At 60.0% G+C, this 21345-nt stretch carries 20 protein-coding genes and 1 pseudogene; 11 read left to right on the top strand and 10 right to left on the bottom strand.

What is annotated here, in order from left to right:
* The first annotated feature begins 93 nt into the window (after positions 1-93).
* The gene (locus ACQKP2_RS10040) at positions 94-648 is read left to right on the top strand and encodes a tetratricopeptide repeat protein (protein WP_427576115.1); all 555 of its coding nucleotides are present in this window, start codon (positions 94-96) and stop codon (positions 646-648) included.
* Positions 649-717: 69 nt separating this feature from the next.
* Here the strand turns inward: ACQKP2_RS10040 and ACQKP2_RS10035 are convergent, their stop codons facing one another.
* Positions 718-1047, bottom strand: coding sequence for a DUF1820 family protein (locus tag ACQKP2_RS10035; protein ID WP_027617776.1), 330 nt, complete (start codon positions 1045-1047; stop codon positions 718-720).
* A gap of 134 nt (positions 1048-1181) precedes the next feature.
* Between ACQKP2_RS10035 and miaB the strand changes: the two genes are divergently transcribed.
* The 5 genes from miaB (at position 1182) to lnt (ending at position 6591) form a co-directional block, all read left to right on the top strand.
* Positions 1182-2510 carry a tRNA (N6-isopentenyl adenosine(37)-C2)-methylthiotransferase MiaB gene (gene miaB, locus ACQKP2_RS10030; protein WP_427576114.1) on the top strand — a complete coding sequence of 443 codons (1329 nt, stop codon included), beginning with the start codon at positions 1182-1184 and terminating at the stop codon, positions 2508-2510.
* A gap of 205 nt (positions 2511-2715) precedes the next feature.
* Positions 2716-3720 carry a PhoH family protein gene (locus ACQKP2_RS10025; RefSeq protein WP_427576113.1) on the top strand — a complete coding sequence of 335 codons (1005 nt, stop codon included), beginning with the start codon at positions 2716-2718 and terminating at the stop codon, positions 3718-3720.
* Positions 3713-4207: an rRNA maturation RNase YbeY gene (gene ybeY / locus ACQKP2_RS10020; RefSeq protein WP_427576112.1), complete on the top strand. Its 495-nt coding sequence runs from the start codon at positions 3713-3715 to the stop codon at positions 4205-4207. Before ACQKP2_RS10025 ends, ybeY begins: the two co-directional genes overlap by 8 nt.
* Positions 4208-4212: 5 nt before the next feature.
* Entirely contained in the window at positions 4213-5052 is an 840-nt protein-coding gene (locus ACQKP2_RS10015) for an HlyC/CorC family transporter (protein ID WP_427576111.1), read from the top strand.
* A 15-nt stretch (positions 5053-5067) separates the two neighbouring features.
* Entirely contained in the window at positions 5068-6591 is a 1524-nt protein-coding gene (lnt, locus tag ACQKP2_RS10010) for an apolipoprotein N-acyltransferase (RefSeq protein WP_427576110.1), read from the top strand.
* A gap of 507 nt (positions 6592-7098) precedes the next feature.
* Here lnt and ACQKP2_RS10005 read toward each other — a convergent pair.
* Both ACQKP2_RS10005 and ACQKP2_RS10000 read right to left on the bottom strand, forming a co-directional pair.
* A complete protein-coding gene (locus ACQKP2_RS10005; protein ID WP_427576109.1) occupies positions 7099-7860 on the bottom strand; it encodes a YdcF family protein in 762 nt (253 codons plus the stop codon).
* Between the two features lie 106 nt (positions 7861-7966).
* Positions 7967-8287 (bottom strand): hypothetical protein, encoded by a 321-nt coding sequence (locus ACQKP2_RS10000; RefSeq protein ID WP_427576108.1) that lies wholly within the window; start codon positions 8285-8287, stop codon positions 7967-7969.
* Positions 8288-8567: 280 nt separating this feature from the next.
* Here ACQKP2_RS10000 and leuS point away from each other — a divergent pair.
* From leuS to ACQKP2_RS09975, 5 genes and pseudogenes are all read left to right on the top strand, one after another.
* Positions 8568-11173 (top strand): annotated as a pseudogene (leuS, locus tag ACQKP2_RS09995) (leucine--tRNA ligase).
* 87 nt (positions 11174-11260) lie between these two features.
* Positions 11261-11866, top strand: a complete 606-nt coding sequence (lptE, locus tag ACQKP2_RS09990) for an LPS assembly lipoprotein LptE (protein WP_427576107.1) — start codon at positions 11261-11263, stop codon at positions 11864-11866.
* A 39-nt stretch (positions 11867-11905) separates the two neighbouring features.
* Positions 11906-12943, top strand: a complete 1038-nt coding sequence (holA, locus tag ACQKP2_RS09985) for a DNA polymerase III subunit delta (RefSeq protein WP_427576106.1) — start codon at positions 11906-11908, stop codon at positions 12941-12943.
* A gap of 151 nt (positions 12944-13094) precedes the next feature.
* On the top strand, positions 13095-13259 hold the full coding sequence (arfA, locus tag ACQKP2_RS09980) for an alternative ribosome rescue factor ArfA (RefSeq protein WP_427576105.1): 165 nt from the start codon (positions 13095-13097) through the stop codon (positions 13257-13259).
* Between the two features lie 62 nt (positions 13260-13321).
* Complete coding sequence (locus ACQKP2_RS09975; protein WP_427576104.1) at positions 13322-14644, top strand: lytic murein transglycosylase; 1323 nt, start codon at positions 13322-13324, stop codon at positions 14642-14644.
* Positions 14645-14753: 109 nt separating this feature from the next.
* On the opposite strand, the gene ACQKP2_RS09970 is transcribed toward ACQKP2_RS09975, so the two are convergent.
* The 7 genes from ACQKP2_RS09970 to mltB all read right to left on the bottom strand — a co-directional run bounded on the left by ACQKP2_RS09970 (position 14754) and on the right by mltB (position 21278).
* Complete coding sequence (locus tag ACQKP2_RS09970) at positions 14754-15704, bottom strand: S66 peptidase family protein (RefSeq protein WP_427576103.1); 951 nt, start codon at positions 15702-15704, stop codon at positions 14754-14756.
* A 169-nt stretch (positions 15705-15873) separates the two neighbouring features.
* Entirely contained in the window at positions 15874-16896 is a 1023-nt protein-coding gene (gene lipA / locus ACQKP2_RS09965) for a lipoyl synthase (protein ID WP_427576102.1), read from the bottom strand.
* 2 nt (positions 16897-16898) lie between these two features.
* Entirely contained in the window at positions 16899-17546 is a 648-nt protein-coding gene (gene lipB, locus ACQKP2_RS09960) for a lipoyl(octanoyl) transferase LipB (protein WP_427576101.1), read from the bottom strand.
* On the bottom strand, positions 17546-17821 hold the full coding sequence (locus ACQKP2_RS09955) for a DUF493 domain-containing protein (RefSeq protein ID WP_427576100.1): 276 nt from the start codon (positions 17819-17821) through the stop codon (positions 17546-17548). The genes lipB and ACQKP2_RS09955 overlap by 1 nt, the downstream gene beginning before the upstream one ends.
* Positions 17822-17908: 87 nt before the next feature.
* Positions 17909-19066 carry a D-alanyl-D-alanine carboxypeptidase family protein gene (locus ACQKP2_RS09950; protein WP_427576099.1) on the bottom strand — a complete coding sequence of 386 codons (1158 nt, stop codon included), beginning with the start codon at positions 19064-19066 and terminating at the stop codon, positions 17909-17911.
* Positions 19067-19260: 194 nt separating this feature from the next.
* Positions 19261-20268 (bottom strand): septal ring lytic transglycosylase RlpA family protein, encoded by a 1008-nt coding sequence (locus ACQKP2_RS09945; protein WP_427576098.1) that lies wholly within the window; start codon positions 20266-20268, stop codon positions 19261-19263.
* A complete protein-coding gene (gene mltB, locus ACQKP2_RS09940; RefSeq protein WP_427576097.1) occupies positions 20268-21278 on the bottom strand; it encodes a lytic murein transglycosylase B in 1011 nt (336 codons plus the stop codon). The genes ACQKP2_RS09945 and mltB overlap by 1 nt, the downstream gene beginning before the upstream one ends.
* Between the last annotated feature and the right edge of the window lie 67 nt (positions 21279-21345).

Below are 21345 nucleotides of genomic sequence, written 5' to 3'. Positions count from 1 at the left end.
GACTTTGTAAGGTTGGCCCTGCTTATTTCATAATGCGCGCTTATTGGATCCCCTCGATGGGTCCGCGCGCCCTTCAGAGGTAAGTCGATTCCCATGAACCGCACCGGCCGCGCCCTTTCACTGGGCTGCCTGTTGCTCCTTCAGCCCCTGCTCGCGCTCGCACAAGCAGGCGGTAACTCGTTGTTGATCCCAGCGATGGGTCGCTGCACCCTCAATACCCAGCCGCAAGACCAGGCACAGGCACTCGCCACCTGCCAGAAAGCGTCGGATGAAGGGGATGCGCAAGCGCAATACGAGTTGGGTATGTTCTATTACGAAGGCAGGAACACCCCGCGCGACCTCAATCAAGCCCTTGGCTACTTCGAAAAGGCCTCGCTGCAGGGTCACGCCCAGGCGCAATTCAAGCTGGGCACCATGTTTTTCCACGGTGAAGGCGTCCCGGCCAATAACATCCAGGCTTATATCCTGCTGAAAATGGCTGCGGTCAATGGCGCGGAAGATGCGCTGGACACCGCCGATGAAGTCACCGAGCAAATGCCTCGCCAGGAGCTGGAGGTCGCCACCCAGGTACTGGGCCAGATCTTCCGCAAGTACCTGCTGGAACTGCAAAGCGCCGACGGGCGCACGCCGTTTTCGCCTCTTCCCTGAGTACTTCATTGCCCTCGTTCGCGGGCAAGCCTCGCTCCTACAGCGAAGGGGACAAATCGGTCTTCAGGCCTACTTCTCGGGCATCGGCATCGGAAACGGCATCACATTGCCGACCCCGCCGCGGGCTTCGCTGATTTTCGGGGTGCCCAAACGCTCGACCTCGTCGATGCGCACGATCGAATGCATCGGCACGAAACTGCGCACGACACCTTCGAATTGCGCCTTGAGCTTCTCTTCGCTCGGATCGACAACCACCTGAGTGCGCTCGCCAAAGACGAACTCTTCCACCTCCAGAAAGCCCCACAGATCGCTCTGATAGATCTGCTTGGCGTACATTTCGAACACCTGGCCCTGGTTGAGGAAAATCACCTTGTAGATTGGAGCTTCACGTTTGGTCATGGTGGGCGAGCAACACATCGGGGAATAAAAAGAGGCCGCGAACTATAGCATAACCACCGGACGCACAGCGGTAGGAACCTCGGAGCATGTTCCCTATAATGCGCGGTTCTTCGAATCACGTGATGACCCTTTCCATGGCCAAGAAGCTTTACATCGAAACCCACGGTTGCCAGATGAACGAGTACGACAGCTCGCGCATGGTCGATCTGCTGGGTGAACACCAGGCCCTGGAGGTCACCGCTCGTGCGGAAGACGCCGACGTGATTCTGCTCAACACCTGTTCGATCCGCGAACGTGCCCAGGATCGCGTGTATTCGCAGTTGGGCCGCTGGCGCGAATTGAAACAGGCCAACCCGGACATGGTCATCGCCGTCGGCGGTTGCGTGGCCAGCCAGGAAGGCGCCGCCATCCGCGATCGCGCGCCGTATGTGGACGTGGTATTCGGCCCGCAGACCCTTCACCGCCTGCCGGAAATGATCGATGCCGCGCGCATCAGCAAACTGCCGCAAGTCGACGTCAGCTTCCCGGAAATCGAAAAATTCGACCATCTGCCCGAGCCGCGCATCGATGGTCCAAGCGCCTACGTGTCGGTGATGGAAGGCTGCAGCAAGTACTGCACGTTCTGCGTGGTTCCCTATACCCGAGGCGAAGAGGTCAGTCGTCCGTTCGATGATGTGATTGCCGAGATCATTCACCTGGCTGAAAACGGCGTGCGCGAAGTGACGCTGCTGGGGCAAAACGTCAACGGCTATCGCGGTGCGACCCATGATGGTCGTCTGGCGGACCTGGCCGAACTGATCCGGGTGGTGGCCGCTGTCGACGGCATCGACCGCATCCGCTACACCACCTCGCACCCGCTGGAGTTTTCCGACAGCCTGATCCAGGCCCACGCCGATGTACCGGAACTGGTCAAACACCTGCACTTGCCGGTGCAATCGGGCTCGGATCGCATCCTGGCCGCCATGAAGCGCAACCACACCGCGCTGGAGTACAAATCCAAGTTGCGCAAGCTGCGGGCCGCGGTGCCGGGCATCTGCATCAGCTCGGACTTTATCGTCGGCTTCCCCGGCGAGACCGAGAAAGATTTCGAACAGACCATGAAGCTGATCCAGGACGTGGGGTTCGACTTCTCCTACTCGTTCGTCTACAGCCAGCGCCCTGGTACGCCGGCCGCCGACCTGGCCGACGACACTCCGGAAGAACTGAAAAAAGAGCGCCTGAATGCCCTGCAACATCGCCTGAACCAGCAAGGTTTCGAAATCAGCCGACAAATGGTCGGTTCGATCCAGCGCATTCTGGTCACCGATTATTCGAAAAAAGATCCGGGCGAGCTGCAAGGTCGCACCGAGAATAACCGGATCGTCAACTTCCGCTGCGACAATCCAACCTTGATCGGCCAGTTCGCCGATGTGCACATTGACTCTGCACAGCCGCACTCACTGCGGGGCTCGCTGATCCAATAATACCGGCCCCCTGTGGGAGCGAGCCTGCTCGCGATGGCGCAAGGTCAGACCACATAGGTCAAATGTCAGACCGTCATCGCGAGCAGGCTCGCTCCCACAGAGGTCGGCAGTGACTCAGGATGCGATATTTAAGACCTTTCGCACCCAGGCCACTGGCGTTATCCTTGATTTCATCACTATTGCCCCAGGGCGGCTAAATACGACCTTGAACGCACCCATAGAACCCCATCGTTTCATCCTCGAGCCGTTTGAAGCTCGTCGCTTCGCCAATCTGTGCGGGCAGTTCGACGAGCATCTGCGCCTGATCGAACAGCGCCTGACCATCGAGATTCGCAACCGCGGCAACCAGTTCGAACTGATCGGCGAGCGCAAGCACACCACCTCCGCGGAAAATATCCTGCGTCGCCTGTACCGGGAAACCAAGGGCACCGAGCTGTCGCCGGACATGGTTCATCTGTTCCTGCAGGAATCCACCGTCGAAGAGCTGGACAATCATTCGCCCGTCGATGCCTCCGTCGCCCTGCGCACCAGAAAAGGCATGATTCGCCCACGCGGCGTGAATCAGCAGCGCTATGTGAAGGAAATCCTCGGAAACGATATCAACTTCGGCATCGGCCCAGCCGGCACCGGCAAGACCTATCTGGCGGTTGCCTGTGCGGTGGATGCACTGGAGCGCGAACAGATCCGTCGCATCCTGCTGGTACGCCCGGCCGTCGAAGCGGGGGAAAAGCTCGGCTTCCTGCCCGGTGACCTGACCCAGAAGATCGACCCGTACCTGCGCCCGCTCTACGACGCGCTCTACGAAATGCTCGGTTTCGAACACGTCGCCAAACTGATCGAACGCCAGGTTATCGAGGTCGCTCCGCTGGCCTACATGCGTGGCCGTACGCTGAACAACAGCTTCATCATCCTCGACGAAAGCCAGAACACCACCGTCGAGCAAATGAAAATGTTCCTGACCCGGATCGGCTTCGGCTCCACGGCCGTCATCACCGGCGACATCACCCAGGTCGATCTGCCACGAGGCACCAAGTCGGGCTTGCACCACGTGATTGAAGTGCTCAAAGACGTGCCCGGCATCAGCTTCACCCACTTCCAGCCCAAGGACGTTGTGCGTCATCCGTTGGTGCAGCGCATTGTCGAAGCCTATGAGCGCTTCGAAAATCGCGTGGCTGATGAAACGCCAAAGGAAACCCGCCGCGATGCTTGAGCTTGACCTGCAAATCGCAAGCGAATCCCCCGCCCCCAGCGAAGCCGAATTCCGCCAATGGTGCGAACTGGCGCTGCGCCAGCGCAGCGCCGACTCGGAGATGACCATTCGCCTGGTCGACGAAACCGAAGGCCGCGAGTTGAACCGCACCTGGCGGCATAAGGATTACGCCACTAACGTATTGTCATTCCCTGCCGAAGTGCCGGATGAGTTTCTCGATATCCCGTTGCTGGGTGACCTGGTGATCTGTGTCGCCGTGGTCGAGCGTGAAGCCGCCGAACAGGGCAAGGCGCTCAAGGCCCATTGGGCGCACCTGGTCATTCACGGCTGCCTGCATCTGCTCGGTTACGACCATATCGAGGATGAGGAAGCCGAGGAAATGGAAGCACTGGAACGAACGTTGCTTGCAGAGCTGGGCTACCCCGATCCGTATGCGGACGACGAAATCGAAACATCACCAACCGTTACAACAAAGGATTCAGAGTAATCGCTATGAGCGAAGATCGATCGAGCAACGGGCAGAAGTCGTGGCTGGGTAAGCTCACCCAGGCTTTTGCCCACGAGCCGAAGAACCGCCAGGAGCTGCTTGAGCTGCTGCGCGACGCACATCAAAACAAGTTGCTGGACAGCGAAGCGCTTGCCATCGTCGAAGGCGCCATCCAGGTGGCCGACCTGCAGGTACGGGACATCATGGTCCCGCGCTCGCAGATGATCAGCATCAAGGCGACCCAGACACCCCGCGAGTTCCTGCCTGCCGTGGTCGAATCGGCCCACTCCCGCTACCCGGTCATCGGCGAAAGCCATGATGATGTGATGGGTGTTTTGCTGGCCAAGGACTTGCTGCCGTTGATCCTCAAGGAGAACGGCGACCACTTCAACATCAAGGATCTTCTGCGCCCGGCCACGTTCGTGCCAGAATCCAAGCGCCTCAATGTGTTGCTGCGCGAGTTCCGCGCCAACCACAACCACATGGCCATCGTCATTGACGAATACGGCGGCGTGGCGGGTCTTGTGACCATTGAAGACGTGCTGGAGCAAATCGTCGGCGACATCGAAGACGAACACGACGTCGAAGAAGACAGCTACATCAAGCCGTTGCCCAGCGGTGATTTCCTGATCAAGGCCCTGACGCCGATCGAAAACTTCAACGAATTTTTCGACAGCGAATTTTCCGACGATGAATTCGATACCGTAGGAGGCCTGGTGATGAGCGCGTTCGGACATCTGCCCAAACGCAATGAAATCACCGAGATCGGCGCCTATCGCTTCCGTATTCTGAACGCCGACAGCCGTCGGATTCATTTGCTGCGCCTGACCCCTATTGCCCGATAATTTCCAAGGATAGAAATGCGCTGGATAACCCGCCCCGGCTGGCCCGGTAACCTGCTGGCCGTGGCGGCCGGTGCAATCACCACACTGGCCCTGGCGCCGTTCGATATCTGGCCGCTGGCATTGCTGGCGGTCGGGTTGTTCTATGCCGGCTTGCGCGAACTGAGCCCGCGCCAGGCACTGGGTCGCGGCTGGTGTTTCGGCTTCGGCCTGTTCGGTGCCGGTACCAGCTGGATCTATTACAGCATTCACCACTTCGGCGGCGCATCGGTACTGCTGGCCGGCTTCCTGATGCTGTTGTTCACCGCGGCGATCGCCTGGTTCTTCGCCCTGCCCGCCTGGCTCTGGGCCCGTTGGCTACGACGCAGCGAAGCGCCACTGGCCGATGCACTGGCCTTCGCTGCCCTGTGGGTGGGCCAGGAAGCCTTCCGCGGCTGGTTCCTCACCGGTTTCCCCTGGCTCTATTCCGGATACAGCCAGCTCGACGGCCCTTTGGCCGGGCTCGCGCCTGTCGGCGGCATCTGGCTGATTTCGTTCAGCCTGGCGCTGACTGCGGCGCTGATCTACAACGGCGCACGCCTGATTCGTAGTGGCCGCAAAGGCTTCATCGCGGCAGGTGCCCTGCTGCTGGTCGGCCCGTGGGTGGCCGCCATGGCGCTCAAACACCATGCCTGGACCAGCCCCGCGGGTGCGCCACTGAGCGTCGCCGCGATTCAAGGCAACGTCGAACAAAGCATGAAATGGGACCCGGCTCAGCTCAATGCGCAACTGGAGCTATACCGTGACATGAGCTTCAGCTCCAAGCGCGCCGACCTCCTGATCTGGCCGGAAACTGCGGTTCCAGTGCTCAAGGAGTCCGCCCAGGGCTACCTCGACATGATGGGCAAATTCGCGGCCGACAGGGATTCGGCATTCATTACCGGCGTCCCCATCCGGGAAGTCGTTCGTCACGAGAAGCGCTTTTACAATGGCATCACCGTGGTCGGCGAAGGCGACGGCACCTACCTCAAGCAGAAGCTCGTGCCTTTTGGCGAGTACGTTCCGCTACAGGATATGTTGCGTGGGCTGATCGCCTTCTTCGACCTGCCGATGTCCGATTTTGCCCGCGGCCCTGCCGACCAGGCGATGCTGCAAGCCAAGGGCTATCAGATTGCACCGTTCATCTGCTACGAAGTGGTGTACCCGGAATTCGCCGCCGGCCTCGCCGCCAACAGCGATCTGCTGCTGACCATCAGCAACGACACCTGGTTCGGCACCTCCATCGGCCCGCTGCAACACCTGCAGATGGCCCAGATGCGAGCACTGGAGGCCGGCCGCTGGATGATCCGCGCCACCAACAACGGCGTAACCGGCCTGATCGACCCGTTCGGCCGCATCACCGCACAGATCCCACAGTTCGAACGCGGCATTCTCTACGGAGAGGTCGTGCCGATGCACAACCTGACGCCTTATCTGCAATGGCGTTCGTGGCCGTTGATCATCGTTTGCCTGCTGTTGTTTGGCTGGGCACTGATCGCCAGCCGGATGGCCAAGACCGTCTGACAACCTGCAGGAGCCAGCACGCTGGCGAAGGCAGCCTCACGTCGTGCGGTGCATTCAAAAACGCCTTCGCTGTAGGAGCCAGGCTTGCCGGCGAAGGCGCCCTCACGTCGTGTGGCGTATTCAAAAACGCCCTCGCTGTAGGAGCCAGGCTTGCCGGCGAAGGCGCCCTCACGTCGTGCGGTGCATTCGAAAACGCCTTCGCTTGTAGGAGCCAGGCTTGCCGGCGAAGGCGGCCTCACGTCGTGCGGTGCATTCGAAAACGCCTTCGCTTGTAGGAGCCAGGCTTGCCGGCGAAGGCGGACTCATATCGTGCGGCGTTTTCCAAAACGCATTCGCCGGCAAGCCTGGCTCCTACAGGCGAAGGCGGACTCATATCATGCGGCGTTGTCCAAAACGCATTCGCCGGCAAGCCTGGCTCCTACAGGCGAATGCGGCCTCACGTCGTATGGCGCTTTCCAAAACGCATTCGCTGGCAAGTCGGATCGCCGCACCGCTGGCTCCTACGGGTCATGGGTAAAACAACGAATACCCGACCTGTCCCACCGCTTCGTTCAGCAATTGTCCGCTACGCCAGATCGACTTGAACTCCGGCATCCAGCCGCCCAGCGGCTCACCATTATCAACACCCAGAAATCCTACCGGTGCCGGCACGACTTCGAACCCGGCCTTGCGGAAACTCCAAACCGCCCGCGGCATGTGCCAGGCCTGAGTGACGAGTACAACGCGCTTGATATCTAGAGGCAACAAAACCTCGGCGCTCAATTGCGCATTCTCCCAGGTCGTGCGGCTGCGCCCCTCCTGCCAACGTACGGTCACGCCGAAATCGTCGCGCAACGAGTCAGCCATCAATTGCGCTTCGGTTGGCGGTGAACCGTAGTGCAGGCCACCACTGGTCAGAATCGGCAAACCCGAGGCCTTGGCCAGACGTGCCGCATAACGCTGGCGTTCGAGTCCCACACCGGTCGGCTGATCGCCACCCCACGCCGGATCGCCCCGCTCGCGCCCCGAGCCCAGTACCACAATCGCATCCGCGCGTTTGGCCAACGTCGCCCACTCGTCGAGCGCCAATGGCGGTTCGCGCTCCAGCAGAGCAGCGCTCCATTGCACCATGATCGGCAAGCTCATCAGCCAGAACCCGACCAGTCCCAGGGCAAAGCAAAAACCGGCAAGACGCGGCCTTGAGCTGCGCCACCACCAGGCAAGCGCCAGCAGCAGCAACAGAAGGCCAGGCGGCAAAAGCAGTGCTTTGACTAAATAGCGAAAAGGCATCGAGCATCTCCATAAAGATGCTCGAAGCCTAGGTGGGTTGACGCAATGCGACAATCAGTACGCAAGGACTATGCTTCAAAAAGCCATGGGGCATGGCTCTATGCCCTTATTTGAATTGCAGAGACCGGACCTTTACCGCGTCTCTGCCGGGTACTTTGTCCTTGAGCCAGATAATCTTGGCCGAACGCGGTGCGTCGAGTTGCTTCACTGCCTCTGACAAGCATCCGTGTGTCTCACGCTCACTGCGATCCAGATACGCCTTTACCAGGGCAAACTCTGCGGGGCTCAGGCCACGCAATTCCAGCTCCAGCGGACGTTCGTCACGCAGCCGGCCCGCGGTTCTTGCCGCTTCCAGGGCCAAGCCCAGACGATCGATCAGTCTTTCGTACAGCTCCGGTTTTGTAGCTTTCTGCCGTGACTCAACCATCCCTCACCTCATTGGAAGATAAGACCTACTCCCCAGTTAGAGCTTAGCTTCCATGAACAAACCGGCTGGACGCCGCGACCAACGGCCCTTCCAGCGGTTTTTGCAAGACGCGCGGCAGCAATCAGGGTTTCCCTCGGTAGAGCGCGGTCATGTATGCTACGGCGCTTCCTGTAACTCCACTTCCAGCTCGACTGGACACTGAAACGCCGAATTGGCGCCTTCACCGTCCAGCGTTGCATTGAAGAGGATTAGGCCACCCCTATTCAGTTCAAAAGTAGCCATGCACGAACAATATCAGCCCCGTGAAATCGAAGCCGCCGCCCAGTCTTTCTGGGATGAGCAAAAGTCCTTTGAAGTCAGCGAACAGCCAGGCAAGGAGACTTACTACTGCCTGTCGATGTTCCCTTATCCCAGCGGCAAGCTACACATGGGGCACGTGCGCAACTACACCATCGGCGACGTGATCTCCCGCTATCAGCGCATGCAAGGCAAGAATGTCCTGCAACCCATGGGTTGGGATGCCTTCGGCATGCCGGCGGAAAACGCCGCGATGAAGAACAACGTAGCGCCCGCCAAATGGACCTACGAAAACATCGCCTACATGAAGTCCCAGCTGCGCAGCCTGGGCCTGGCGGTGGACTGGTCGCGCGAAGTGACCACCTGCAAGCCGGATTACTACCGCTGGGAACAATGGCTGTTCACCCGCCTGTTCGAAAAAGGTGTGATCTACAAAAAAGCGGCACCGTGAACTGGGACCCGGTCGACCAGACCGTACTGGCCAACGAACAGGTGATCGACGGACGCGGCTGGCGCTCCGGCGCGCTGATCGAAAAGCGCGAAATCCCGATGTACTACTTCAAGATCACCGCCTATGCGGATGAACTGCTGGAGAGCCTCGACGATCTCCCAGGCTGGCCTGAGCAGGTCAAGACCATGCAGCGCAACTGGATCGGCAAGTCCCGCGGCATGGAAGTGCAGTTCCCGTACAACGTCGACTCCATCGGCGAAACCGGCACACTGAAAGTCTTCACCACCCGCCCCGACACCCTGATGGGCGCAACCTACGTTGCCGTCGCGGCCGAACACCACCTGGCCACCCTGGCTGCACAGAACAATCCCGAGCTGCAGGCCTTCATCGCCGAATGCAAGGGCGGCAGCGTTGCCGAAGCCGACGTCGCCACCCAGGAGAAAAAAGGCCTGCCGACCGGCCTGTTCGTCGAACACCCGCTGACCGGCGAAAAACTGCCGGTATGGGTCGCCAACTACGTCCTGATGCATTACGGCGATGGCGCGGTCATGGCCGTCCCGGCCCACGACGAGCGCGATTTCGAGTTCGCCCACAAGTACAACCTGCCGGTCAAATCGGTGGTGCGCACCAGCTCTGGTGAGACCAACCCTGCACCGTGGCAAGACGCCTACGGCGAGCACGGCACGCTGATCAACTCCGGTGAGTTCGATGGCCTGGACTTCGCAGGCGCCTTCGACGCCATCGAAGTGGCACTGATCAAGAAAAACCTCGGCGCCTCGCGCACCCAGTTCCGCCTGCGCGACTGGGGCATCAGCCGCCAGCGCTACTGGGGCTGCCCGATCCCGATCATCCACTGCGGCAGCTGCGGTGACGTGCCGGTACCGGAAGATCAGTTGCCGGTGGTACTGCCTGAAGACGTCGTACCCGATGGCGCCGGTTCTCCATTGGCGCGCATGCCCGAGTTCTACGAGTGCAACTGCCCGAAATGCGGCCAGCCTGCCAAGCGTGAAACCGACACCATGGACACCTTCGTCGAGTCCTCGTGGTATTACGCCCGCTACGCCTCGCCACGTTATGAAGGCGGTCTGGTCGACCCGGCCGCGGCCAACCACTGGTTGCCGGTGGATCAATACATCGGCGGCATCGAACACGCGATTCTTCACCTGCTGTATGCGCGCTTCTTCCACAAGCTGATGCGCGACGAAGGCCTGGTGAACTCCAACGAGCCGTTCAAGAACCTGCTGACCCAGGGCATGGTGATCGCCGAAACCTACTATCGCCGCGAAGCCAACGGTGCCTACACCTGGTTCAACCCGGCCGATGTCGAGCTTGAACGTGACAGCAAGGCCAAGGTGATCAGCGCCAAGCTGAAAGCTGACGGCTTGCCGGTGGAAATCGGTGGCACCGAGAAGATGGCCAAGTCGAAGAACAACGGTGTCGACCCGCAATCGATGATTGACCAGTTCGGTGCAGACACCTGCCGCCTGTTCATGATGTTCGCCTCGCCGCCTGACATGAGCGCGGAATGGTCTGACTCCGGCGTAGAGGGCTCGCATCGCTTCCTCAAGCGCGTCTGGCGTCTGGCCCAGGCTCACGTGACTCAGGGCCTGCCGGGCAAACTGGACGTCGCCAGCCTCAATGACGAGCAGAAAGCCGTTCGCCGTTCGATCCACCTGGCCATCAAGCAGGCCAGCCAGGACGTGGGCCAGAACCACAAGTTCAACACCGCCATCGCACAAGTGATGACGCTGATGAACGTACTGGAAAAGGCCGCGCAAGCGACCGAACAGGATCGCGCACTGATTCACGAAGGTCTGGAAACCGTCACGCTGCTGCTGGCTCCGATCACGCCGCACATCAGCCACGAACTGTGGCATCGATTGGGTCACGCCGATCCTGTGATCGACGCTGGCTGGCCGATGCAGGACGACAGCGCACTGGTGCAGGACAGCTTGACGCTGGTCATTCAGGTCAACGGCAAATTGCGCGGCCAGATCGAAATGCCGGCCAGCGCGAGCCGCGAGGAAATCGAAGCCGCCGCACGCGCCAACGAAAACGTGCTGCGCTTCGTCGATGGCCTGACCATTCGTAAAGTGATCGTTGTACCGGGCAAACTGGTCAACATCGTCGCCAGCTAATCGGATCGGGCGCCGGGTGATGCCGGCGCCATGTAAAACCTTTCGGGTCGCTCGAACGGCCCACATGGTTTCAAGGGGAGCAACACAATGATCAAACGCAACTTGCTGGTGATGGGCCTCGCGGTCCTGCTGAGCGCCTGCGGTTTCCAGCTGCGCGGTACCGGCACCACGGAGCTGGCGATCAAGGAAATCGACCTCAGCGCCCGTAACGCCTATGGCGAAACCGTCACTCAGCTGCGTCAGGTGCTCGATAGCAGCGGCGTCAAGGTCTACAAAGGCGCGCCTTACAAACTGGTGCTGACCGATGAGCAGGAAAGCCAGCGCATTCTCAGCTACGCAGGTGCCGGTCGCACCGGTGAATACCAGATCAGCACCGTACTCAACTACAGCATCCTCAGCCAGGGCAACCTGTCGCTGATGGCTGACAAGCTCGAAGTGCAGCGCGTCTTCATGCACGACGGCAACAACCTGGTGGGCTCCGACCAGGAAGCCGGCGATGCACGCAAGGAAATGCGTCGTGAACTGGTACAACGCATGATGTTGCGCCTGCAACAGATCTCGCCGACCCAGTTGGCGCAGCTGCAGCAGACTGCCGAAGCCCGCGCCAAGGCGGAAGCCGCGGCAGTGGAAGCGGCGCAGAAGGCTGAGGCGGAAACCCCGCGTCAGTCCCCACTCGAACTGCCGCAGCAGTAAGCCTTACGGGGCGCTCAGGCGCCCCGTTCGCCCTCTCCCATGAAGCTCGCACCCGCCCAACTCGGCAAACACCTGCAAGGTCCGCTCGCACCGGTCTACGTGATCAGTGGCGATGATCCCCTGCTGTGTCAGGAAGCCGCCGACGCCATACGCACCGCTGCCCGCCAGCAAGGTTTCGACGAACGCCAGGTTTTTGCCGCCGACGCCAGCTTTGACTGGGGCACGTTGCTGCAGGCCGGGGCCAGCATGTCGTTGTTCGCCGAAAAACGCTTGCTGGAACTTCGCCTGCCGTCCGGCAAACCCGGCGACAAAGGCGCCGCCGCACTTATTGAGTACTGCTCGCGACCGGCCGAGGACACGTTGCTGCTGATCAGCCTGCCAAAGCTGGATGGCAGCGCGCAGAAAACCAAGTGGGGCAAGGCACTGATCGAAGGTCAGCAGACTCAGTTCGTGCAGATCTGGCCGGTGGATGCCAGCCAACTACCGGGTTGGATCCGCCAGCGTCTGTCCCAGGCCGGACTGTCCGCCAGCCAGGACGCCGTCGAACTGATCGGTGCGCGAGTCGAGGGCAACCTGCTGGCCGCCGCCCAGGAAATCGAAAAACTCAAGCTGATGGCCGAGGGGGGTCAGATCACCGTCGAAACCGTGCAGGCTGCAGTGGCCGACAGTGCGCGCTTCGACGTTTTCGGACTGACCGACGCCATTCTCAACGGAGAGGCCTCCCACGCCCTGCGAATGCTCGAGGGATTGCGTGGTGAAGGCGTCGAGCCTCCCGTCATTCTTTGGGCCCTGGCACGCGAGCTGCGCCTGCTGGCCAATATTTCGCTGCAATACAGCCAGGGCACACCGCTGGACAAAGCCTTCAGCCAGGCCAAACCACCAGTCTGGGACAAGCGCAAACCGCTGATGAGCAAGGCCTTGCAACGCTATTCGGCGCAGCGCTGGGCACAATTGCTGCTCGAAGCGCAGCGCATTGACGCGCAGATCAAGGGGCAGGCCGCTGGCTCTGCGTGGATGAGCCTGAGTCGCTTGACGTTGTTGATGGCTGGGCAGCGGTTGAATTTGCCGGCCGAGTAAGACATTCAACCGTGGTGCGGCTGTTCGCTGTAGGAGCGAGGCTTGCCCGCGAAGGCGTCGGAAAGGTCAAACATAACTTGAGGACTGGACAGACCTCTCACTTGAGCCGATGATTTGCCCCGCAAAAACCACCTGAGCGCGAGAGCCTTTCATGAGCAAGAAACCGTCCGGACATGGCCCCAACAAGGCCAAATCAATCATCGCCCAGCCACTGTTCCGAAGCCGCCAGGAACGCCCCGGCAAGGGCAAAGGCAGCTACCGCCGCGAAGCCTTCCAGTCGAAAAACTGGGAGGCTTCTTACTTTCTGGCAGCCTGAAAGGCAAGCAACCGCTCAACATGTTAAGGTCTGCACCTGATCCGTATTCTCTGGAACCGTGCATGCTCCTTTGTCTTCCCCGTCGCTGGCATCTGCGCCAACTGCTTGCTGCCTCCAGTCTCGTCCTGCTGGTCGCCTGCGCGGAAAAACCCACCGCCGCCGACGCACAACCGCTTCAGAGCCTTCCTGTCAACACTGCCCCGGCAGCCGTTGCACCTGTCGTACCGAGCGATGACAACCTCTACATTCAGCCGACCCAGACCTTCGCCGAATGGCAGGCCGGTTTCCGCAAGGACGCCCTGGCCGCCGGTATCCGTGCCGATATCTTTGATCGAGCGTTTGCCAATGTCAGCTTCGACCCCAGCGTGATTCGTGCCGACCGCAGCCAGCCGGAATTTACCCGCCCGGTGTGGGAATACCTCGACGGCGCCCTGTCGCCTGTGCGGGTGCGCAAGGGCCAGGCTTTGCTGAGCCAGTACGCCGGCATCCTGCAAAGCATCGAACAGCGCTACGGCGTGGACCGTGAAGCACTGGTTGCGGTATGGGGCATGGAAAGCAACTTCGGCCAGTTCCAGGGCAACAAGTCGGTGATCAACTCACTGGCGACCCTGGCTTACGAAGGCCGGCGCCCAGCCTTCGCTCACGCGCAACTCATCGCCGCGCTGCAAATTCTGCAACAGGGCGATATCGAACCCGAGAAAATGCTGGGTTCCTGGGCTGGCGCCATGGGCCAGACCCAGTTCATTCCAACGACCTATAACACCCACGCCGTAGACTTCGATGGCGACGGCCGCCGCGACATCTGGGGCAGCTCCACCGACGCCCTGGCGTCGACTGCGCACTACCTGCAAAGCTCCGGCTGGCAAAAAGGCCAGTCGTGGGGTTTCGAAGTGCAGTTGCCCGGCAACTTCAATTACGTGCTTGCCGACGGCACGATTCGCAAGAGTGTCGCCGAATGGCGGCAACTGGGTATCACACTGCCCAATGGTGTCCAGGCTCCGGCAGGTACCGAGCAACTGTCCGCGGCCTTGCTGCTGCCGGCCGGCTATCGTGGCCCGGCCTACCTGGTACTGGATAACTTCCGCGCAATCCTCAAGTACAACAACTCGTCGTCCTACGCCCTAGCGGTGGGCCTGCTGTCCCAGCGCTTCAACGGCGCCGGCCTGATCAGCGGCACATGGCCCAAAGATGACCTGCCATTGAGCCGCACCGAGCGAATCGAGCTGCAAAATCTGTTGAGCGCCCAGAATTACGATGCCGGGACGGCGGATGGCATTATCGGCGCCAACACGCGCAAGGCGATCCGCAGCGCACAACAGTCATTCGGCTGGCCGGCGGATGGTTATCCAACGCACAAGTTGCTGGAAGGGCTGCGCAACCGCTGAAAGCTTCGCGGGCAAGTCGGCTCCCACAGGTGAACGCATTTCTACATGGAAATACGCTCGAATGTGGGAGCGAGCCTGCTCGCGAAGACTGACTGTCGGACAATGACTTCTACGCTCTGATCACCACATCCTGTTCCAGAACCAATTGCCTGTTTCCTGCATCCAGCCTGACCAGCGCCCCCATCGGCAACGTCAGGTTCGGATCGCAGTGCCCGCTGCGCCATCCGGACAACACAGGAATGCGCAGTGGCTCGAACGTCTGCTTGAGCAAGCGCTCCAGTGCCAGCACATCAACCCCGGCCACGTCCCCCACCAGCACTCCATGCAACTTGCCCAGGGTACCCGCCAGCCGTAAATGGGTCAGCAGCCGGTCTATACGATACAAAGGCTCGTTGATGTCCTCGATGAACAGGATGACCCCTTCGGCATCAATCTCGTAAGGCGTGCCCATGGTGGCAGCGATCATCGAAAGGTTGCCCCCAAGCAGACGCCCGTGGGCGATGCCTGGCTCGATCGTCGTCAACGGGTAGGCTGCCGGATGCGCCAGGACACTGCCGGCTTTCATCTGCCCGCGCAGCATGTTGAAAAACGAAGGCTCAGTGGGTTTTTGCCTGTCCCCCAGCAGGTCAGCGTTGAGCAACGGGCCATGAAATGTCACGAAGCCTGCGTAACGACTGATGGCCAGGTGCAGCGCGGTGATGTCGCTGTAGCCGACGAATGGCTTGGCGTTGTCGCGCAGCAGCTCGAAATCGATGCGATCGAGCAACCTGGGCGTGCCGTAACCGCCGCGCAGGCAAATGATTGCATCGACCTCGTCGTCGGCAAATGCGGCATGAAGATCATTGAGGCGTACCTCGTCACTGCCCGCCAGATAGCCTTCCTTTTCGTATACGCCAGGAAACACTTTCAGCAAATAGCCACGGGCACGCATCCAGTTCACGGCTTTGTTGGTGTCCAGCGGAGCAGGACCGGCAGGTGCAATGACGCCGATCAGTCCCTGCGACGGTAACGCCGGAACCGGAGCGTGAGGACAAAGGGTATATGGCACGCTTGCGGTCATCCATGAATCTCCCTGTGAAACATCAATACACAGTAGTCAGGATTGGGGACAAACAGAAGAGGTCTGTCACCCTGATTACTGGAGCAAACGCCTGCCATTGCTGTAAGCCAGGCAAAAAAACGCCCGCAAGACGCAAAGCCGTGCGGGCATTTTCATGACGGTTTGTCGATCAGGACGACATCAGCTCGGCCTTGACCAGCTTCGCCTGTTCGTCGGCGTGATACGAGGAACGTACCAGCGGACCGGAAGCGACGTTCTTGAAGCCCATTTTGTAACCTTCCTCGGCGAACCAGGCAAAGGTGTCCGGGTGCACGAAACGTTGCACCGGCAGGTGACTACGGGACGGTTGCAGGTACTGCCCCAGGGTCAGCATGTCGATGTCGTGCTCGCGCATGCGCTTCATGACTTCGATCACTTCGTCGTCGGTCTCGCCCAGGCCCAGCATCAAGCCGGATTTGGTCGGAATGTGCGGCATCAACTGCTTGAAGCGTTGCAGCAGCGTCAGCGACCACTGGTAGTCAGACCCCGGACGCGCAGCCTTGTAGAGGCGCGGTACGGTTTCCAGGTTGTGGTTGAACACGTCCGGCGGCTCGGAAGCGGTGATTTCCAGTGCGACATCCATACGGCCCCGATAGTCGGGAACCAGGGTTTCAAGCTGCACGTTCGGCGACAGTTTGCGGATTTCACGAATGCAGTCGGCAAAATGCTGGGCACCGCCATCACGCAGGTCGTCGCGATCCACCGAGGTAATGACCACGTATTTCAGGCGCAGGTCGGCGATGGCCACGGCGAGGTTCACCGGCTCGTCGACGTCCAGCGGCTTCGGACGACCATGCCCCACGTCGCAGAACGGGCAACGACGCGTGCAGATATCGCCCATGATCATGAAGGTCGCGGTGCCGCCGGAGAAGCACTCGCCCAGGTTCGGGCAGGACGCTTCTTCGCACACGCTGTGCAGCTTGTGTTTACGCAGCAGCGCCTTGATGCGGTCGACTTCCGGAGACACCGGAATGCGTACGCGAATCCAGTCAGGCTTCTTCGGCAGTTCAGTGGTCGGAATGATCTTTACCGGAATGCGTGCAACCTTCTCGGCGCCGCGCAGCTTTACGCCGGCTTCAACCTTGGCACGCGGGGCCGGACGCTCGGTGACATCCTGCGTCGGGATCATGGTTTGCACTGCATCAGTAGTCATATTCAGTCGATTCCGCCCGTTAGGGTCGTCTGCTCAGCATAGTCGAGGTGTTTGACGAGCTGCGCGCGCAGCCGGGCACTTACCTCGGCAAATTCAATCGATCCTGCGTGATCGCTCAACTGGGTCATCGCCAGTCCGGCATAGCCGCAGGGATTAATCCGTCGAAACGGCTCCAGGTTCATGTCCACGTTCAACGCCAGGCCGTGAAAGGAACAACCGTGGCGGATCCGCAAGCCCAATGAAGCGATTTTCGCCCCGTCGACGTAGACACCCGGTGCATCCGGCTTGGCTGCGGCTGTCACGCCATAACTGGCGAGCAGTTCGATCAGGCACTGTTCCATCCGGGTGACCAGATCTCGCACACCAAAACCGAGCTTGCGCACGTCCAGCAGCAGATAAGCCACCAATTGGCCGGGACCGTGGTAAGTCACCTGACCACCACGATCGACCTGCACAACCGGAATATCACCGGGAAGCAGCAGATGTTCAGCCTTGCCTGCCTGGCCCTGGGTAAACACCGGGGGGTGCTCGACCAGCCAGACTTCGTCGGCGGCATCGCTGCCGCGTTCGTTGGTAAAGCGCTGCATGGCATGCCAGACCGGCTCGTAAGCCATCTGGCCGAGCTCGCGGAAGCCCAGCGTGCCGGACATCACAACACCATGTGCACGAAGCCGGTAGCCCGCAGTTCGCTGTTGATGTTGTACAGCTGGTCCTGGTCGGTGGCAACGATGTGCAACTGAATCGTGGTGTACTTGCCGTTGGTGCTCTGGCGTTCATCCACGCGGTCATGATTGATCGTCGCGTGTTTCTTGACGATTTCGATGATCTTGTCTTTGTTGCCCACACCCGTGTCGCTGATCACCTTAACGGGATAATCAACGTTGGGGAATTCGATCTTTGGCGCCTTTACTTCAGTATCGGACATGGCGTAACGGCCTCGTAAGCGTAAGCCGTGGCGACGGGCATGCCCCTGCGCCGGGTCAGCGCAGGGGCATGCAGGTGCACACTAAATTCAGTTGAACAAACCGTAGAAGAACAGACGGATGCTATCCCACATGCGGCGGAAGATACCACCTTCCTCGACAGCGTCCAGAGCGATCAGATCAGCGCTATGCACGACCTTGTCGTCCAGTTTGACTTCGACTTTACCGATCACGTCACCCTTGGCGATGGGCGCAACCAGTTGCGGGTTCATGGTCATGCTGGCAGCGAGCTTTTTCAGCTGGCCTTTTGGCAGGGTCATGGTCAGGTCTTCAGCCAGACCGGCCTTGACCTGGCCGGTGGAACCCTTCCAGACAGGGGCCTGAGCCAGTTCGGTACCTTTCTGATAGAAAGTCTGGGTTTCGAAGAAACGGAAACCGTAGGTCAGCAGTTTCTGGGTTTCGGCAGCACGGGCCACCTCGCTGTTGGTGCCGAACACCACGGCGATCAGACGCATGCCATCACGCACGGCCGACGACACCATGCAGTAGCCTGCTTCGTCGGTGTGACCGGTTTTCAGGCCGTCGACGGTCTTGTCGCGCCACAACAGCAGGTTGCGGTTCGGCTGCTTGATGCCGTTCCAGAAGAACTCTTTCTGCGAATAGATGGCGTAGTGCGCCGGATCCTCATGAATGATCGCGCGAGCCAATATAGCCATGTCGTGAGCCGACGAATAATGCTCGGGGTTCGGCAGACCGGTCGGGTTCATGAAGTGGGTATTGGTCATGCCCAGATCGGCGACGGTTTTGTTCATCAGATCGGCGAATGCGTCTTCGCTGCCGGCGATGTGCTCGGAGACCGCCACGCTGGCGTCGTTACCCGACTGAATGATGATGCCGTGCAGCAGATCGCTGACGGTCACCTGCGAGCCGACCTTGATGAACATCCGCGAACCGCCGGTACGCCAGGCGTTTTCGCTGATGGTCACCGGATCGTTTTCACCGATTTGGCCGCGACGGATTTCCAGGGTCGCGATGTAGGCCGTCATCAGCTTGGTCAAGCTGGCCGGCGGCAGACGCTGGTCACCATTGTTTTCGACCAGCACGTTGCCGCTGCTGGCGTCCATGAGCACGTAGGCCTTGGCGGCCAGTTGCGGTGGCGACGGCATCATCTCGGCCGCAAATGCGGCAGGTGAGAGAAGCAGCGGGACTAAAAGGCACAGGCGTTTGGCAAAGGTGGTGATGTTCATCCGTCTCTCGAAATCGCTAATGGAAACTGCCCAAGGGCAAAACTAATCAAATGACCTCTAACGGGTCATCGCGTATTCAGTTGTTCACTCCAGTCACCCTTTGCCGGGCTCTTGTTCTTCAACGAGTCAACAACATGGTTCGCTCCCCATACCGCAAACGAACCGTCAATCAAGTCCTACGTATTACCTGTTGCTTATTCGGTCACAACGCTCGCCGAACCCAGATTGGCCATGCGCACACTGTTCTGCACTTGCTGGACTTCACCCGGTGAACCGATCGGCCCCAGGCGCACCCGATGCAGGGTCTGTTGATTACGCACGATCGAACTGATGAACACTGGAGCGCTCACCATCCCGCTAAGCTTCGACCTCAGCAGTTCCGCAGCGTCCGGGTTGGCGAACGCGCCGACCTGCAGATACTGGCCAGCCCCTGGTGCGGAAGCGCTTTTTCTAGCGTCGACCTGTACGGGCACAACGGCGGCGGCATGCTGCTGCGGCGGTGGCGTCCATTGCTCGACCGTTCCGGCCGAAGCCGTAATTGCCGGGGCGCTATTCTGCGCGACTTTTGGCTCGTTGAGCATCAAAGGCGCCGGACGGCCACGCTGGGCCCACCATTCTTGCGGGTCGATGCCTTCGACCTTGACCCGGGCGGTGCCGATTTCGGCGTAACCGAGCTTTTTGGCCGCCGCGTAAGACAGGTCGATAATCCGGTCCGAGTAGAACGGACCACGGTCGTTGACCCGCAGGATCACGGTCTTGTTATTGTCCAGGTTGGTCACCCGAACATAACTCGGCAGCGGCAAGGTCTTGTGCGCGGCGCTCATGCCGTACAAATCATAGACTTCGCCATTGGCGGTGTTCTGACCGTGAAACTTGGTGCCATACCAGGACGCCGTGCCCGAAGCCACGTAACTCTTGGAGTCCTGCAATGGAAAGTAGGTTTTACCCAGCACGGTGTAGGGGTTGGCCTTGTAAGGGCCGGTATGCAGGGTCGGCGTGGCGTCCGGGATACGGGAAATGTCGACATCCCACCAGGGGGCGCCATCCTTGTGGGCGCGGTTGATGTCCAGTCCCGGTGCCGAGCGCACGGCGCTGGACGATGATTGCTTCGGCGAGCGGCTGGTCGAACAACTGGCGACCAGCACGGCCAGCGTGACAAATGCCATCAGCTTCAGGGGTTTACTCATAGGCAATGCCCGCATTACTTGACGCCCCGTGCTTGGACCAGCTGTTCAGACAGTTGATGCACGGCCATGGCGTACATCACGCTGCGGTTATAACGCGTGATTGCGTAAAAATTCTGCAGACCCATCCAGTATTCCGGGCCATTCTCGCCTTCCAGGCGAAATGCGGTAACCGGCATATCATCGCGCAGCGCATCATGACTTGACCAGCCCAGGGCCCGCAATTCTCCAACGGTTTTCGTCGGTTCAAGGCCATCGGTCAAACCGTCATCAACCTGCTCGCCGCGCACATCGGCACGACTGACCACCGGTTCGCCGGCGACCCAGCCGTGGCGTTTGAAATAGCTGGCAACGCTACCGATGGCATCGTCTGGATTATTCCAGATATTGATGTGGCCATCCCCGTCGAAGTCCACCGCATAGGCGCGGAAACTGCTGGGCATGAACTGCGGCAAGCCCATGGCACCGGCATAGGAGCCTTTCAGGGTCAAAGGATCGACTTGTTCTTCACGCGCCAGCAAGAGGAACTCGCGCAACTCCTTGCGGAAAAACTCGGCGCGGGGAGGATAGTCGAAACCCAGGGTCGATAACGCATCAATGACGCGATAGTTACCGGTATTGCGGCCAAAAAAGGTCTCAACGCCGATAATCGAGACAATGACCTGGGCCGGCACGCCATACTCCTGCTCGGCGCGGGCCAGCACCGCTTCATGCTGACGCCAGAAGTCCACGCCACGGGCAATGCGCGCGTCGGTGATGAACATCGGGCGGTATTCGCTCCACTGCTTGACCCGTTCGGCAGGTTTGGAAATCGCGTCAAGAATCGATTGTTTGCGCTCGGCCTCGCGGAACACGCCCATCAGTTGTTCGCCGGCAAAACCATAATCGCGAGTCATTTCACCGACAAATTCGGCCACCTGGGGTGAACCTTCGTAATCGCCGGCCAACGCTTCCTGCGCGATGCCAAGGATGCTTACCAGGCTGACCCACGGCGCGTTTCGCGTCGCCCAGCCACGCATTACTTGCATTGAACTCTTCACCTTATTCAAACCTGCGCGATCCACTTGCGATGGGTATGGATCGACATCAAAACCC

Origin of the sequence: Pseudomonas sp. NPDC089569 (assembly GCF_050280625.1) — a bacterium.
In the GTDB taxonomy this organism is placed as follows: domain Bacteria; phylum Pseudomonadota; class Gammaproteobacteria; order Pseudomonadales; family Pseudomonadaceae; genus Aquipseudomonas.
Note: the sequence above shows the minus strand (reverse complement) of the source record. Positions and strands in the feature narration are given on the sequence as shown.

Bases quoted from the DNA above. Each gene is read 5' to 3' on its own strand.
- ACQKP2_RS09955 (WP_427576100.1), bottom strand. From the start codon at position 17,821: ATGTCCGATACTGAAGTAAAGGCGCCAAAGATCGAATTCCCCAACGTT.
- ACQKP2_RS10000 (WP_427576108.1), bottom strand. From the start codon at position 8,287: ATGGTTGAGTCACGGCAGAAAGCTACAAAACCGGAGCTGTACGAAAGA.
- lnt (WP_427576110.1), top strand. From the start codon at position 5,068: ATGCGCTGGATAACCCGCCCCGGCTGGCCCGGTAACCTGCTGGCCGTG.
- ACQKP2_RS10005 (WP_427576109.1), bottom strand. From the start codon at position 7,860: ATGCCTTTTCGCTATTTAGTCAAAGCACTGCTTTTGCCGCCTGGCCTT.
- arfA (WP_427576105.1), top strand. From the start codon at position 13,095: ATGAGCAAGAAACCGTCCGGACATGGCCCCAACAAGGCCAAATCAATC.
- ybeY (WP_427576112.1), top strand. From the start codon at position 3,713: ATGCTTGAGCTTGACCTGCAAATCGCAAGCGAATCCCCCGCCCCCAGC.
- ACQKP2_RS10035 (WP_027617776.1), bottom strand. From the start codon at position 1,047: ATGACCAAACGTGAAGCTCCAATCTACAAGGTGATTTTCCTCAACCAG.
- lipA (WP_427576102.1), bottom strand. From the start codon at position 16,896: ATGACTACTGATGCAGTGCAAACCATGATCCCGACGCAGGATGTCACC.
- ACQKP2_RS09950 (WP_427576099.1), bottom strand. From the start codon at position 19,066: ATGAACATCACCACCTTTGCCAAACGCCTGTGCCTTTTAGTCCCGCTG.
- lptE (WP_427576107.1), top strand. From the start codon at position 11,261: ATGATCAAACGCAACTTGCTGGTGATGGGCCTCGCGGTCCTGCTGAGC.
- ACQKP2_RS10015 (WP_427576111.1), top strand. From the start codon at position 4,213: ATGAGCGAAGATCGATCGAGCAACGGGCAGAAGTCGTGGCTGGGTAAG.
- ACQKP2_RS09945 (WP_427576098.1), bottom strand. From the start codon at position 20,268: ATGCGGGCATTGCCTATGAGTAAACCCCTGAAGCTGATGGCATTTGTC.
- ACQKP2_RS10040 (WP_427576115.1), top strand. From the start codon at position 94: ATGAACCGCACCGGCCGCGCCCTTTCACTGGGCTGCCTGTTGCTCCTT.
- ACQKP2_RS09975 (WP_427576104.1), top strand. From the start codon at position 13,322: ATGCTCCTTTGTCTTCCCCGTCGCTGGCATCTGCGCCAACTGCTTGCT.
- miaB (WP_427576114.1), top strand. From the start codon at position 1,182: ATGGCCAAGAAGCTTTACATCGAAACCCACGGTTGCCAGATGAACGAG.
- holA (WP_427576106.1), top strand. From the start codon at position 11,906: ATGAAGCTCGCACCCGCCCAACTCGGCAAACACCTGCAAGGTCCGCTC.
- ACQKP2_RS09970 (WP_427576103.1), bottom strand. From the start codon at position 15,704: ATGACCGCAAGCGTGCCATATACCCTTTGTCCTCACGCTCCGGTTCCG.
- mltB (WP_427576097.1), bottom strand. From the start codon at position 21,278: ATGCAAGTAATGCGTGGCTGGGCGACGCGAAACGCGCCGTGGGTCAGC.
- lipB (WP_427576101.1), bottom strand. From the start codon at position 17,546: ATGTCCGGCACGCTGGGCTTCCGCGAGCTCGGCCAGATGGCTTACGAG.